Genomic DNA, 16,203 nt, shown 5'->3' with positions numbered 1-16,203 from the left:
ATGAGTGACAATATTCTTTCACAGGCAGAGATCGATGCTCTGCTCAATGGTGACAGTGCTGCTGCGGATGACGTAGAACAAATCGCGTCAACAGTGGAGAGTGAGGTTCGTCCTTACGATCCCAATACACAACGCCGTGTTGTACGTGAGCGTTTGCAGTCACTGGAAATCATCAATGCACGCTTTGCCCGCCAATTCAGGATGGGGTTGTTTAATATGCTGCGCCGCAGCCCGGATATTACTGTCGGTGCCATTAAGATCCAGCCTTATCTTGAGTTCGCCCGCAATTTGGCCGTGCCGACTAACCTTAATCTGGTTCACCTGAAACCATTGAGAGGAACTGCACTGTTCGCTTTTGAACCTAATCTGGTTTATATCGCTGTTGATAATCTGTTTGGTGGTGATGGCCGTTTCCCGACTAAAGTGGAAGGCCGTGAATTCACCTATACCGAGCAGCGTATTATCAACCGAATGCTGAAACTGGCGTTGGATGCCTATCGCGACGCATGGGATTCTATCTTTAAACTTGAAGTGGAATACGTGCGTTCCGAGATGCAGGTGAAATTCACCAATATCACAACTTCACCCAACGATATCGTGGTAACCACCCCGTTCCAGGTGGAGATTGGCGACCTGTGCGGGGAATTCAACATCTGTATTCCATTCGCCATGATCGAACCTCTGCGTGAACTCCTGACCAATCCTCCGGTGGAAAATGTGCGTCAGGAAGATGGGCAGTGGCGTGAAAGTCTGGTGAAACAAGTTCAGAACTCAGAGCTGGAACTGGTGGCGAATTTTGTTGATATCCCCTTGCGGCTGTCAAAAATTCTCCAACTGAAAAGTGGCGATGTTTTACCGATTGAAAAACCTGAACGTCTTATCGTTCACGTTGATGGTGTGCCAGTGCTCACCAGCCAATATGGAACACTTAACGGGCAGTATGCCCTGCGTGTTGAACACCTGATTAACCCTGTTTTAAATGCTCTGGATGAGGAAAAGCCCAATGAGTGATGCTAAACAACCCGCAGATACCAGATCAACTGAAGACTTGTGGGCAGAAGCGCTGGAACAACAGGCCGCACAGCAGACCTCTGACAGCGGCGCGTCAGTCTTTGAGAACCTTGAGCCGCAGGATGCGCTCTCTCAGCTCTCCGATATTGACCTGATTATGGATATTCCCGTTAAGCTCTCCGTTGAGCTAGGACGCACTAAAATGACCATCAAACAATTGCTGAAACTGTCTCAGGGTTCAGTGGTGTCACTTGATGGCCTTGCCGGTGAACCGCTGGATATCCTGATCAACGGCTATTTAATTGCACAAGGAGAAGTGGTCGTCGTATCTGACAAATACGGTATCCGTATTACAGATATCATCACGCCTTCTGAACGTATGCGTCGCTTGAGTCGTTAACCATGATGGCGAATCAACCTGCCTTTCATGCTTCTTTTCAAAATGGTGCGGCATCAGATGTCGCACCGACTATTCCAATGACTTATTTCAATGAATTATTTCAATGACTAATGCAAAGATGCCGACGCTATGATGACCAGTACAACAACAGCCAATACGTCGATAACCAATACATCAATAGCAGGCACAGCAACAAATGCCCCTTCCCTTTCAGCTGGTCAGACATTTATGCAGATCAGCAGTGCATTGGGTGGGATCTTATTGTTGATTTTTTTCATGACATGGTTGATCCGTCGTCTGGGGCTTTCGCCTGCTAAGAACAAAAATCACCGATTGCTTAATGTCAAAGCAAGCTGCTCACTTGGGCCAAAAGAACGGGTTGTGGTGGTTGAAATCGAAGATAGTTGGCTGGTTTTGGGGGTAACATCCCAACAAATTAATGTATTACATCAACTCCCTGTATCACCCGATAACAAGGAAAAGGAAACCGGACTTAAAACACTTCCTTTCGGTCAGTTATTAAAAAATACGCTCCAGCGAAAAAGTAAACACGACAAGGATGGCGATGAAAACTAGAGTTTTTTTTATGACAGGCAATCAAAAAACAGGCCGAAAATTTGTCTCGCGCATTCATCTGATGCATCTGGCAACGGTATTTATGGCATTTTTGCTACCATTGTTTTCCATGAATGCTGCCGCGGAACTACCCGGTATCATTAGCCAGCCACTGGTCAATGGTGGACAAAGTTGGTCACTGCCGGTTCAGACCCTGATTTTCATCACCGCACTGGGGTTTATTCCCGCGGCCTTACTGATGATGACCAGCTTTACCCGCATCATTATTGTGTTAGGTTTGCTGCGTAACGCACTGGGAACACCTTCTGCTCCACCGAATCAGGTCATGTTGGGATTAGCACTGTTTATGACCTTTTTCATCATGGCTCCGGTATTTGACAAAGTTTATCAGGATGCTTATCTGCCTTTTAGCGAAGATAAAATCTCGTTGGAAGCTGCACTGGATAAAGGCTCTCAACCTGTACGCCAATTTATGCTGCGTCAGACACGGGAAAATGATTTGGCACTGTTTGCCCGCCTTGCCGATCAACAGGCATTTGAAACGGCAGATTCTGTCCCGATGCGTGTTCTGGTGCCGGCCTTCATGACCAGCGAATTGAAAACTGCGTTCCAGATTGGTTTTACGCTTTTTATCCCTTTCCTGATCATCGACTTGGTTGTAGCCAGCGTCCTGATGGCTTTGGGTATGATGATGGTTCCACCTGCCACGATATCACTACCATTCAAACTGATGTTATTTGTTCTGGTAGATGGCTGGCAATTATTGCTTGGCTCATTAGCTCAAAGTTTTTATGTCTGATTCGTTTCTCTATCTGAGTTTGATGAACGTGTCAGACAAAAATATTTGGCGTTAAATATTATTGAAAAAGCTCAAGACGGTTTGAAAAATTATGACTCCTGAATCGGTAATGGCTCTCGGTGTTGAAGCAATGAAAGTCGCATTAGCGCTGGCTGCTCCGCTGCTTTTATCAGCGCTGATATGTGGTTTAGTGATCAGCTTGTTACAGGCGGCAACACAGGTAAACGAAATGACCTTATCGTTTATCCCCAAAATTCTGGCCGTTGTTGTCACTATTATTATTGCCGGGCCGTGGATGCTGAATCTGCTATTGGATTACATGCGTACACTTTTTAGCAGTATTCCAGCCATTATTGGTTAATCATGATCCCGTTTGATAGTGAAACACTTTCCCGCCTCGTCAGTGATTTTTTCTGGCCAATGGTGCGTCTTTTGGCATTGTTCAGTATTGCCCCGATTTTCAGTGAAAAACAGATGCCGATAAAAGTCAGAATTGGCCTGGCATTAGTGATCACGGCTTTATTGGTTCCAAATATTCCTTCTCCCCAAATCCCGATTTTTTCCGTTGCCGGGATTTGGGTTTTGGTACAGCAGATGCTAATTGGCATAGCTTTGGGATTAACCATACAGATTGCGTTTGCGGTGGTGCGTCATACCGGTGAAATACTTGGTTTACAAATGGGACTCTCTTTCGCCATATTTTTTGACCCTACCGGTGGCCCGAATATGCCAATCCTGGCACGTATTCTGAATATGCTGATGATGATGCTGTTTCTGGCTTTTGATGGTCATTTATGGATATTGTCTATTCTGGCAGATACCTTTTATTCCATCCCGATTCAATCTACCCCATTGAACCCCAGAGGTTTTCTATTGCTAGCACAAAGTGCCAGTCTGATATTTATCAATGGCATGATGCTGGCAATGCCAATGATTACTCTGCTTCTGGTATTGAACTTTTCTTTAGGCATGTTGAACCGCATGACACCTCAACTTTCTGTGTTTGTGGTCGGTTTTCCCCTGACTCTGACAGTTGGTATTTTCACACTTTCCCTGTTGTTCCCGATGCTGGTGCCGTTTACTGAGCGGTTATTTGGTGAGATGTTCGATCGTCTGGCATTAATCATTAATAATATGGTGCTGTAGATATTATTTGTCTGATAAGCCCGTCATTTGGCGGGATAATTTTCTCGTATTTTCCATTCCTGCTACTGTCCCAATAAATATCACAGTCACCCACTTTGCCCTGTATTTTTTCATCCAAACACCATTCAGAGCAAACACCATCCAGACATCGTCGTATCCGCATTCACGATTAATATTACCATTATAAAACTATCGACATAGGGTATTTATTTCAGTTAATTTAGTTACTGAAAGTTATAATAATGTGTGTATTTAATGTGGGAATTCCCCCACCAACCATACCCAGTTCATTCTTATCGAAGGGCAATTAAAAGAAATATTTTATTTATTTTCAAGTGGATGAAACAAACCAAAACCGAACTATTATCAAGGAGAAATGAAAATGTTACATAATAACTCTTCACATACTTCCTCAGCAGTTCGTAATAATAATTCCCTCCCCCCGCATACATACCCACTTAGTTCTCCTCAGCAAGCCGTCTGGTTTGATCAGGCCATTCACCCCGATGCTTCCCACTACAATCTCAGCCTTTTTATCTGTATCGAAGGCGATCTGAACGAAGAATTATTTGCCCGTGCCTTTGAAAAGGTTGTTTGTAGTCACGACACTCTACGTTTACGGTTTATCAACACCCACGCTTTGCCCACCCAGAAGATTATGCATTCTCTCCCTATCACCATGGATATACTCGATTTTTCATCGTATTCAGATGTTGAAAACAGAGTACAACACTACATGGATACTGAGTTTATGCGTCCATTTCAACTGAATGATGAATTGTGGCGTTCCAAGTTATTGCGGGTCAGTCATACCTGTCGGTATTGGCAGTTTTGCAGTCATCATTTGATCATTGATGGGACTGGCCTGTGCATACTACTTGACAAGGTTATTGATAACTATAACCGTTTGAAAAAAGGAGAAACACTGAATAACTCAGTTCACTCTTATCTGGATTTTATTACGGATAACCTCAATTACCTTGCTTCTGAACATTACTCACAAGATATGCAATTTTGGTTGAAGCGCTATGAAAACCTGCCTCCTCCCTTACTCCAGCACGCTAATTTCAATAACACCGATGCCAATAATATCAAGAGCCACAAACAAACTAAGCCTATTGCTTCCAAGCCTGTGATTTGGTCAATTGACCAGACACTGTTTAAACGTATTAAAAAGGCCGGCGGTAAACAGGGATTACCCCTTCTGCATTTCATGTATGCCCTTCTGGCCTGCTACTTCGCTCGAACAGTAGATGTGGATGAAATTGTTATCGGTATTCCCTTACACAATCGTAAAAATATACAACAGAAGCACACAATAGGCATGTTCGCCTCCGTACTCCCCATACGCATCACCCTTTCACCAGAAGATACATTTCGCGATGTCATACACAAAGCCGCAGCCGAATTGAATCTTTGCTATAAGCACCGAAGCTTTCCCATCGTAGAGCTAAACCGACAAATACATACCCGACAAAAAGTCTCGTCTCCTCAATTATTTGATGTAACCTTATCTCTTGAACCGTTCAGCGCTAATCTGCATATGGAAGGAGAAAGTACCAACGTCAAACTCTTCGATCTACATTCTGGTGTCCCTTATCCTCTCTCTATCAGAATCAAACAATACACAAACACCGCCCGTCATGAAGATGCTGATTTCCCACTTTCTGTTGAGTTCTATTTTTCGCCTGATTACCTGAATACGAAGGAAGTTATAACGCTTCAGTCCCGCCTTGCCGTTTTGCTTGATGCCGCTCTCACTTCTCTGGAAACACCCTCCCTTACAAATACGAAAATAGTCAATCTGCCTATCCTGCCCGACATTGAACGCCAACAAGTTTTGGTGGATTTCAACGCCACCCAAACCGAATTTCCACAGGAGGCACTGATTCATCAACTGTTCGAAGCACAAGTGCAGCGCACACCAGATGCCACCGCTGTGCTCTTTGAAGAGCAATCATTGAGCTACGAAGAGCTGAATAAACGCGCCAATCGTCTGGCACATCATCTGATTGCGCTCGGTGTGCGTCCTGATGATCGGGTGGCGATTTGTGTTGAACGCAGCCTGGAAATGGTGGTGGGTTTATTAGGTATTCTCAAGGCTGGTGGCGCCTTTGTCCCCCTCGATCCAACTTATCCAGCCAAACGACTGGCATATATGTTCAATAATTCAGACCCCGTAGCGCTGGTTACTCAGAAAGCATTTATCCAGACAATTTTTACCCAGACAGAATTTACTCAGACAGAATTTACTCAGAAAACAGTGGCAGAAACGTGGAACAGTAACCTGCCAACTCTATTACTTGATACACCAGAACATTCTGTTTTGGATGAAGAATCAGAAAAAAACCCAGAAGCCCGGTCACTGGGGCTGACTTCCCGCCATCTGGCTTATGTCATTTATACCTCCGGCTCTACAGGGCAACCCAAAGGCGTCATGATAGAACATCGCAGTTTGTGTAATTATATTATTACCCGGAAAGACGTACTCACCATCACACCAGATCATCGTATCCTGCAATTTGCCTCCAACAGTTTCGATGCCTGTATGTGGGAATGTTTTATGGCACTCATGGCAGGCGCTCGCCTTTATCTTGCCAAACGGGACAACCTTCTGCCGGGTACAGCGCTGTCTGACTATTTAGAGGCACATGCGATTACTCTCGCCATCTTATCCCCCACGGTTCTGGCAACAATGAACACTGTTCCGGCAACCCTGCAAACTTTAATCCTGGGAGGGGAAGCGTGCCCGCCTACGCTGGTCAAACGCTGGGCACAAGGGCGACGGATGTTCAATGCATATGGCCCGACAGAAACCACCATTTGTGCCACTTTTTACCAATGTGACAGTCAAGAAGACAAAGCACCACCGATTGGTTATCCCATTGCTAATACCCAAATCTATATCCTTGATATTTATGGTCACCCCGTTCCGATAGGGATTGCCGGAGAGATTCATATCGCAGGTGTCGGCGTTGCCCGCGGCTATCTAAACCGTCCCGAACTCACTGTTGAACGTTTCCTCTCCAATCCGTTCTCTTCTGAGCCTGACGCCCGGATGTACAAAACCGGCGATCTGGGGCGTTGGCTACCCGATGGCAAGATTGAATATTTAGGCCGCAATGATTTTCAAATCAAACTACGTGGCTTACGCATTGAACTGGGAGAGATCGAAGCAAGATTACGGCAATGCCACGGTGTACATGAAGCTGTAGTGCTACCCTATGAAAATTTTTCCCATGAGGATCTTTCTCATCAGAATACGCCTGATGAGAATAGGCCAGCTTCAAAACATCTGGTCGCTTACTTACTACCTGAAACAGGTATTGAATTAGAACCCATGGCATTGCGGCAACAGCTTTCACAACATCTTGCCGAATACATGATACCCAGTGCCTTTGTGACACTCGATGCTTTTCCTCTGACCCCCAATGGCAAACTCAACCGTCAAGCTCTTCCGAAACCAGATCACACCGCAATCGTCGCCCGCAGTTACCAAGCACCTATAGGAGAAATCGAAATCACCCTGAGCCAAATTTGGCAAACACTGCTCGGAGTGAAACATGTCAGCCGCTACGACCACTTTTTTGAGCTTGGTGGCCACTCTTTGATAGCCGTTAGCCTGATAGAACAACTGCGCAATCTGGGATGGGTTCTTGATATCCAGATCATATTTACCAGACCAGTATTACACGAGATGGCAAACGCAATACTGTCGTCTCAGCAAGAGGCCATTCAGGGAAATATAGGGCAAGAAAAAGCAGTGGTATTCACTGTTCCGCCTAATCTCATCCCTGACGGCTGTACTACTATTACACCCGACATGCTAACTTTAGTTTCCCTGTCTCAACATGAAATTGATGCCATCGCCGCAGCTATTCCCGGAGGGGCTGCCAATATTCAAGATATCTATCCACTCACACCATTACAGGAAGGCATTTTTTTCCATTATCTGTTGCAGAAACAGGGGGATATTTATCTGTTACGCAATTTACTGTCCTTTAATTCCCGCGAACGGCTTGATACCTTTCTGGCAGCCTTACAACGGGTCATTAACCGTCATGATATTCTGCGCACTTCAATCTATTGGCAGGAATTAGCGCAACCAGTGCAGATCGTTTGGCGGCAGGTCTCTTTACACATTAATACGTTTTCGGCAAATAGCGAGCAGGAGATCTCTTCTCAACTACTGGCACACTCAGATCCCCACCAGCACCGTGTTGATATAAGTCAGGCTCCGTTAATCTCTGCCGACATTGCCTATGATCCAGCTCAGAATGCGTGGTTACTGACACTGTGCATCCATCATTTAATCTGTGACCATATAACACTGGAGCGTATTATTGATGAAATCGGTGTATTATTACGTGGTCATTCCGAATTGCCCAATCACACCGAAAGCGGGTATCTTGACAGCCATCATTCTGAAACATTGCCCCCAGTATTACCTTATCGTAACTTTGTTGCGCAATCCCTGCATGTATCGACTTCAACTCACGAAGCCTATTTCCACAAAGTACTTTCTGATGTCGATGCACCAACAGCCTCTTTCGAAATATTGGATCTTCATAGCGGTGAGCAGAAAAATAGCAGTAAGCAGCAAATATCGGAAACTAAACAGTCACTTGATACTGCATTGTCCAGAGCGATTCGCACACAAGCCCGACGTCAGGGGGTCAGTCCCAGTATCTTATTTCATGTTGCCTTAGCTTTGGTGCTGGCAAAAACCAGTGGGCGTGATGACGTAGTCTTTGGTACGGTATTGTTGGGGCGTATGCAAGGCAGTTCTGGCATCGATCAAGTCATGGGATTGCTTATTAATACCTTACCCATTCGGATTAGGCTTACAGAGAATAGCGTACAGACAACCCTTCAAGAGACCTACCTCAGCCTGATGAGATTGTTAGAACACGAACAGGCAACACTGACGCTGGCCCAACGCTGTAGCGGCGTTATACCACCTTTACCACTTTTCAACACCCTGCTTAACTATCGTCATAGTCAATCGGATGCCACTTTTGCTAAATTAGAAGGCACACGTCTGTTGATGCAAGAAGAGAGGATTAATTATCCCATCGGTTTGTTTGTCGATGACTGGGGTGATGAGTTTAGCCTGGTTGCCCAAACTGTACCGAACATCGATTCGGTTCGTCTGATTGGCTATATGACCACGGCCCTGGCAGGCTTGGTCAAAGTGCTGGAAACCTCACCCCAACAGCCAATTTTAGAGATTTCGATTTTGCCCGCTCGCGAGCGTCAACAGTTACTGATGGATTTCAACACAGTTCAATCCCGTCAAGACTTTTCATTGTCTCAAGATACAGCGGCGGATTTCCCACAATATGATGCACTTATTCACGAATTATTTGAAAAACAGGCACAACGCAATCCTGATGCAATTGCTGTTATTTTTGAAGAACAGTCGTTAAGTTATGCTGAATTGAACCGTCAGGCCAATCGCTTAGCACATCGTCTGATTGCCTTAGGTGTCCGTCCTGATGATCGGGTGGCAATTTGTGCTGAACGCAGTCTGGAAATGATCGTGGGATTACTCGCTATCCTTAAAGCTGGCGGTGCTTATGTTCCCCTCGATCCAAGCTATCCGGCCGAAAGGCTGACCTATATACTTGAGGATGCGGCTCCCGTTGTCTTACTCACCCAAATACCGTTAATTAACCGGCTGGTCAGCACTGTGCCTATTATTGACCTCTGCAATCTTGCATTCCTCATTACGGATATGCCAGCCAGTAACCCTGATCCTCTGCTCCTTGGTCTGACCCCACACCATCTGGCTTATGTGATTTATACTTCTGGTTCGACGGGTTTGCCAAAAGGGGTAATGAATGAGCATCGCGGGGTTGTGAATTGTTTACTCTGGGCACAGGAGACTTATCAATTCACCTCGCAGGATCGTGTCTTGCAGAAAACACCGTTCAGTTTTGATGTTTCCGTTTGGGAGCTATTTCCGCCCCTGATGTTTGGTGCTCAATTAATCCTGGCATGTCCTGATGGTCACAAAGATCCGCTCTATTTATTGTCTGAGATAGAAAGGAACAGGATTACTATCATCCACTTTGTACCTACCATGCTACAACAATTTCTCTATGCTATTCCCATCGGACGTTGTCTTTCTCTACGTCATATTTTCTGTAGTGGTGAAGCGTTTCCTTATACCTTGAAACAGAAATGTTTGTCTTACTTTACCCATTGTCAATTACATAACTTATATGGCCCGACCGAAGCTGCGATTCATGTCACCGCCTGGCAGTGTGTGCCAGATGGTTATATCGGACGAGTCCCCATTGGGCAGCCGATTACCAATATCCAAATCTATCTTCTTGATCGTCATGGGGAGCCGGTTCCAATTGGTGTTACCGGTGAAATTTATATCGGTGGAGTCGGTGTTGCCCGCGGTTATCTGAACCGCCCAGAACTGACAACTGAACACTTTATTGCTGATCCTTTTTCTTCAGCCCCTGATGCCCGCCTATACAAAAGTGGTGATCTGGCTCGCTGGTTACCTGACGGTAATATTGAATACCTTGGCCGGAATGATTTTCAGGTCAAAATACGCGGTTTCCGTGTCGAACTTGGCGAAATTGAGGCCAGACTAGCGCAATGTCACGATGTGCGCGAAGCCGTTGTACTTGCTCAAGAAGATACTTCTTATGAAAAAACAGGGGGTGAAAAAACAGGAAGTGAAAAACGTCTGGTTGCTTATCTACTCGCTAAACCAAATGCGATACTGGTGCCGGCAGAACTACGCCGGCAACTTGCGCAATACCTTGCCGAATATATGCTACCCTGCGCTTTTGTGACGCTTGATGCCTTTCCGTTAACACCTAATGGCAAACTCAATCGTCAGGCACTGCCAATACCAACGCAGATGGCACGGGTGACCCGTAATTATGCAGCGCCCATCGGAAGTATGGAAACGGAATTGGCCGAAATTTGGCAAGAACTGCTGAAATTGGAACAAGTTAGTCGTCATGACCATTTCTTTGAACTCGGTGGTCACTCCCTGCTAGCTATCCAACTTGCTGCACGAATACGCCAGAAACTGGCGCGGGAATTGCATTTACAACAACTCTTTTCCCACCCGGTTCTGGCCGATTTAGCAACCGTGCTTATCGACACCCCGGTGACAAACCAAGTCATTATTCCTGTGACTGATCGTAGTCAACCTTTACCGCTCTCTTTCTCTCAACAACGCTTATGGTTCATCACCCATCTCAATACCAAAACCAATCTGGCCTATCACATCCCGCTGGCTCTGCATCTCAGCGGACATCTCGATCAGGCTGCGCTTAAGACTGCGCTTGATCATCTCGTCAGCCGACATGAAAGTTTACGTACCCGTTTTGTCCTGATTAATGAACAGCCTTACCAATATATTGATAGTGCAGATATTGGTTTTTCCCTGGCCTATCAAGATCTGCGCAGCTTAGACGAAACATCTCGCATGATCCGTATTAACCAATTGGCAGAACTCGAAACTCAAACGCCGTTTGACTTTGCTAATGAGCCAATGATCCGAGGCCAATTACTGCAACTATCTGATGAAGAACATGTATTGCTTCTGACGCAACATCACATCATTACCGATGGCTGGTCGGTAGGGATACTGCTTCGGGAACTCAGCACTCTTTACCGTTCCGCACTGGGAAAATATAGCGCTCCTTTACCTCACCTCCCCATCCAATACCCGGACTATGCCGTCTGGCAACAGAAATGGTTACAAGGTGTGGTCTTCACCACACAACGGGATTTCTGGCAAAAACAACTTCAGGATGCACCGGCATTGCTTGATCTTCCTACAGATTATCCACGCCCGCCGGAACAACGATACACTGGCAGTCACGTCCCTGTTCATCTGAATGCTGACTTACTGTCTGCTCTCAAAGCGCTCGGACAGCGTCAAAACACGACGTTATTTATGACGCTGCTTGCGGCCTGGGGGATCGTACTTGCCCGTTTAAGCGGACAGGATGATATTGTCATCGGCACACCTGTCGCTAACCGTTCGCAGAGTGAACTTGAAGGATTGATTGGCTTTTTTGTCAATACCCTGCCTTTGCGCGTTGAGTTGAAATCGTGCGATTCTGTGGCCAATCTGCTCACCCACGTCCGTGAACGTGCACTGGCAGCTTATGCACATCAAGACTTGCCTTTTGAACAATTAGTGGAAATTCTGCAACCTGAACGCAGCCTGAGCTACAACCCAATTTTTCAGGTTATGTTGGCCCTGAACAATATTTCCACTCAGTCTCTTGAATTACCAGGTTTATCTGTTTCACCAATAGAACAGCCACATCGCAGTGCGTATTTTGACCTGACATTGTCACTGTCCGAAACATTGGATGGCCTCAGTGGTTATCTGGAATACGCTTCGGATCTGTTCGAGCACACGACCGCTGAACGCATGGTCGGTTATCTCATCAATGTACTAGCGGCTATGGCAAGCGATGAAACACAAGACATTGCCCGCCTGCCAATATTATCTGCTGAGGAGCGCCAACAATTACTGGTGGATTTCAATACTCCTCAAACCTGTCAAGATGCCAGGGTCAACTTGCCGGATAATACGTTGATTCATCAACTATTCGAAGCACAAGTACAACACACACCAAACGCAACAGCAGTGATCTTTGAAGGCCAATCTTTGAGTTATCATGAACTTAACTGCCGCGCCAATCAACTGGCACATGGGCTGATTGCTTTTGGTATTCGCCCCGATGATCGTGTCGCCATTCATGTTGAACGGGGTTTAGACATGATTATCGGCCTATTCGGGATTTTAAAAGCCGGTGCCGGTTATATTCCACTTGATCCAGAATACCCCACCGAACGGCTGGTTTATCAGTTATCGGACTGCAAGCCAGTAATATTGTTGACCCAGAAGCAATTACAGACACGTTTGCCAATACAAGATATCCCCATCTGGCTGCTGGACGACAAGATTCACCAAGACAACATGCAAAAACTGCCTGCCTATGATCCTGATAGCCAGCAAATGGGGATCAAGCCGCACCACTTGGCTTATATCATTTACACCTCTGGTTCAACCGGAAATCCAAAAGGTGTTATGTTGGAACATCACAATGTTGTTAGCCTTATCCATGCTCAATGTCAGGTGAGTGAGCCTCACTTGGGCGATCGAGTCTTGCAGTTTGTGACCTTCGCGTTTGACATTTCAGTGTCAGATATTTTTCCTACTTTGGCCTCAGGTGCCACACTGGTTCTGCGCCCACCCTATATCAAAATACCGGATGTCACCTTTGTCGATTTCTTGTGCGAACAGAAAATAACCATCATCAATATCCCGACCGCCTTCTGGCACCATTGGGTACAAGAAATGATAGTCAGACGCAGTGGTTTCAGCCCCTACCTGCGCATCATTATTGTTGGAGGTGACAAAGTAGAACACCGCTATTTAATGGACTGGCTATCGTACCCGGAAACACAATTCTGCCGTTGGATCAATGCCTATGGCCCCACCGAAATAACCGTTACTGCAACGACTATGCCGATAAACCATATGCTAATAAACAAGGACATAGCAACAGACAAAATCACCAACAACATTCCGATTGGGCGCCCATTGGCTAATACTCGTGTCTATATTCTGGATGTACTTGGTCAGCCAGTTCCTATCGGCGTCAGTGGAGAAATTTATATCGGAGGCATGGGAGTCGCCAGGGGTTATTCAAATCAACCAGCGCTGACAGCAGAGAAATTTGTTGTTGACCCTTTTAGTGAACACCCCAACGCACGCATGTATAAAACCGGTGATCTGGCTCGCTGGCGATCTGACGGCAATATCGAATACCTCGGTCGTAATGATTTTCAAGTCAAGATCCGCGGATTTCGTATTGAACTGGGAGAAATCGAAACCAGATTGCTACAATGTCAGGGCGTACGGGAAGCTGTTGTACTTGCCCGCGAAGATGCGTCTTATACAAAAACAGGTGGTGATAAACGCCTTGTTGCTTATCTGATCGCCGAACCCAATACAAAACTTGTGCCCGCAGAACTGCGCCAGCAACTTGCACAATATCTTGCTGATTATATGCTGCCCAGTGCATTTGTGATACTGGATGCTTTTCCGTTGGCTCCCAATGGCAAACTCAACCGTCAGGCCCTGCCGATGCCGGATCAGTCATCAATCGTGACTCATGCTTATGAAACACCGCTCGGTGAAGAAGAAAAAGTTCTGGTGGAGGTCTGGCAAACATTATTAGGGGTGGAAAAAGTTGGTCGTTATGACCATTTCTTTGAACTGGGTGGTCATTCTCTGATGATTATCAATCTGATCGAACGACTGCGCAGCCGGGGCTGGAGCCTTGATATGCGCACTGTGTTTGTCACTCCGATATTGGCTGAAATGGCAAAAGTCATGCAGGATATTAAAAATAATGCAGCCACATCCTCACCACCTAATCTGATCCCTGATAACTGCACCGCCATTACTCCTGAAATGCTGCCACTGGTTTCTCTGACACAACCCGAAATTGATACTATCGCCGCCGCCATTCCCGCTGGCATCACCAATATTCAGGATATCTACCCACTCGCACCATTACAGGAAGGTATGTTGTTCCACCATCTGATGCAAACACAAGGAGACGTTTATCTGTTACAGACTTTGTTTGCATTCGACACCCGCGAGCGCCTTGATGCTTTTCTGGCGGCCTTGCAACAGCTCATTAACCGCCACGATATTCTGCGCACAGCTATCTGTTGGGAGGGTTTAACACAACCCGTACAAGTTGTCTGGCGTCAGGCTTCCCTGCCTATCAACACTTTTGTGCCAGACGGTGATAAAGATATTTCTTCCCAATTGCTGGCGCATACCGCCCCACGCCAGCGCCGTCTTGATATAAGCCAGGCACCGCTATTCTCTGCCGATATTGTCTATGATCCGCATCAGGGTGAATGGTTACTGGCTTTCTGCTGCCACCATATCCTTAATGATCATATGTCGCTGGATATTATCGTCGCTGAAATCAAAGAACTTCTGCACCCGCGTACCAAATTGTTACCTCCTGCACTGCCTTATCGTCACTTTATCGCTCAGTCTTTATGCGTACCGATATCAGATCACGAAACCTTTTTCCGTGAAATGCTCGCCGATGTGGATACACCCACTGTGCCTTTCGGAATAGTGGATATCTACCGTGAAAATAGGCAGATAACCGAAGTCATCAAGCCACTTAACGCCACCCTATCCAGAGCTATCCGCAAACAGGCGCGTCGTCAGGGAGTCAGTCCCGGAGTATTGTTCCATGTCGCGCTAGCACAAGTTCTGGCAAAAATAAGCGGGCGAGATGATGTCATTTTCGGGACAGTCTTGCTCGGACGCATGCAAGGAAATGCTGATATTGATCAGATCCTGGGGCTGTTTATCAATACCCTGCCTGTACGCATCCGACTTGCAGGCAACAACGCACAGGAAACTGTGCAAGCGGCTTACCACAGTCTGACGCAGTTACTTGAGCACGAACAGGCACCACTGGCGCTGGCTCAGCGCTGTAGTGGTGTAACACTGCCTCTGCCACTGTTTAATACACTGCTTAACTATCGCCATAGCCAATCAAACCTTACCAACACCCTATGGGAAGGCATACGTCTAGTGACAGGGCAGGAAAGAACTAATTACCCTCTCTATTTAGCAATAGATGATTTGGGTAGAAGTTTCCTGTTGACGGCCCAGACTGTATCGGGAATCGATCCGGCGCACTTGATTGCCTGCATGACAACGGCCCTAACAGATCTGGTAAAAGTATTGGAAAATGAACCTCATAAACCAATCATGGATATTTCTATTTCGTCTGATAAAGAACGCCAACAATTACTGGCGGATTTTAATACTGTTCAGGCTGGCTTAGCACAAGATTTACTGATACCAGATCAATCTACCATTGCAACTTCCGGCTATTCCGACTATAAAGCGCCGATCGGTGAGGTAGAAATTGCACTGGCTGAAATATGGCAAAAGTTGCTGAAACTGGAACAGGTAGGCCGCCATGATAATTTCTTCACGTTGGGAGGCCACTCATTGATAGCGATACAAGTGTTAGCCCGTATACGTGAACAAAACATGGAGATCCCACTAGCAACGTTGTTTACTCATCCCACATTATGTGAACTGGCTAAGGCCATAAACCAAAATCACTCAACCGAATTTAATAGTTCAAACTGTAATCATTAACTGAAATAAAAATTCATCGGCTCCACAATCTGTCTATAAAATCTGTCTATAAACTGTGGA

Annotated in this window: 7 protein-coding genes; all 7 read left to right on the top strand. The window is 46.0% G+C overall.

The genetic code is table 11. The features are described 5' to 3' along the window. The 7 genes from fliM (at position 1) to Xind_RS08870 (ending at position 16,143) form a co-directional block, all read left to right on the top strand. Positions 1-1,011 carry a flagellar motor switch protein FliM gene (fliM, locus tag Xind_RS08900; RefSeq protein WP_187649882.1) on the top strand — a complete coding sequence of 337 codons (1,011 nt, stop codon included), beginning with the start codon at positions 1-3 and terminating at the stop codon, positions 1,009-1,011. Beyond that, positions 1,004-1,411 carry a flagellar motor switch protein FliN gene (fliN, locus tag Xind_RS08895; RefSeq protein WP_047681173.1) on the top strand — a complete coding sequence of 136 codons (408 nt, stop codon included), beginning with the start codon at positions 1,004-1,006 and terminating at the stop codon, positions 1,409-1,411. The genes fliM and fliN overlap by 8 nt, the downstream gene beginning before the upstream one ends. Before the next feature lie 129 nt (positions 1,412-1,540). Continuing rightward, positions 1,541-1,987 carry a flagellar biosynthetic protein FliO gene (fliO, locus tag Xind_RS08890; protein WP_187649881.1) on the top strand — a complete coding sequence of 149 codons (447 nt, stop codon included), beginning with the start codon at positions 1,541-1,543 and terminating at the stop codon, positions 1,985-1,987. Between the two features lie 82 nt (positions 1,988-2,069). Beyond that, positions 2,070-2,786, top strand: a complete 717-nt coding sequence (gene fliP / locus Xind_RS08885) for a flagellar type III secretion system pore protein FliP (protein ID WP_156115353.1) — start codon at positions 2,070-2,072, stop codon at positions 2,784-2,786. A 91-nt stretch (positions 2,787-2,877) separates the two neighbouring features. Then, complete coding sequence (fliQ, locus tag Xind_RS08880; protein WP_038262736.1) at positions 2,878-3,147, top strand: flagellar biosynthesis protein FliQ; 270 nt, start codon at positions 2,878-2,880, stop codon at positions 3,145-3,147. A 2-nt stretch (positions 3,148-3,149) separates the two neighbouring features. Then, complete coding sequence (gene fliR, locus Xind_RS08875; RefSeq protein ID WP_187649880.1) at positions 3,150-3,932, top strand: flagellar biosynthetic protein FliR; 783 nt, start codon at positions 3,150-3,152, stop codon at positions 3,930-3,932. A gap of 382 nt (positions 3,933-4,314) precedes the next feature. Then, positions 4,315-16,143: a non-ribosomal peptide synthetase gene (locus Xind_RS08870; protein WP_187649879.1), complete on the top strand. Its 11,829-nt coding sequence runs from the start codon at positions 4,315-4,317 to the stop codon at positions 16,141-16,143. Positions 16,144-16,203 lie beyond the last annotated feature (60 nt).

This window comes from Xenorhabdus indica (genome assembly GCF_014467235.1).
Classification (GTDB): Bacteria; Pseudomonadota; Gammaproteobacteria; order Enterobacterales; family Enterobacteriaceae; genus Xenorhabdus; species Xenorhabdus indica.
Note: the sequence above shows the minus strand (reverse complement) of the source record. Positions and strands in the feature narration are given on the sequence as shown.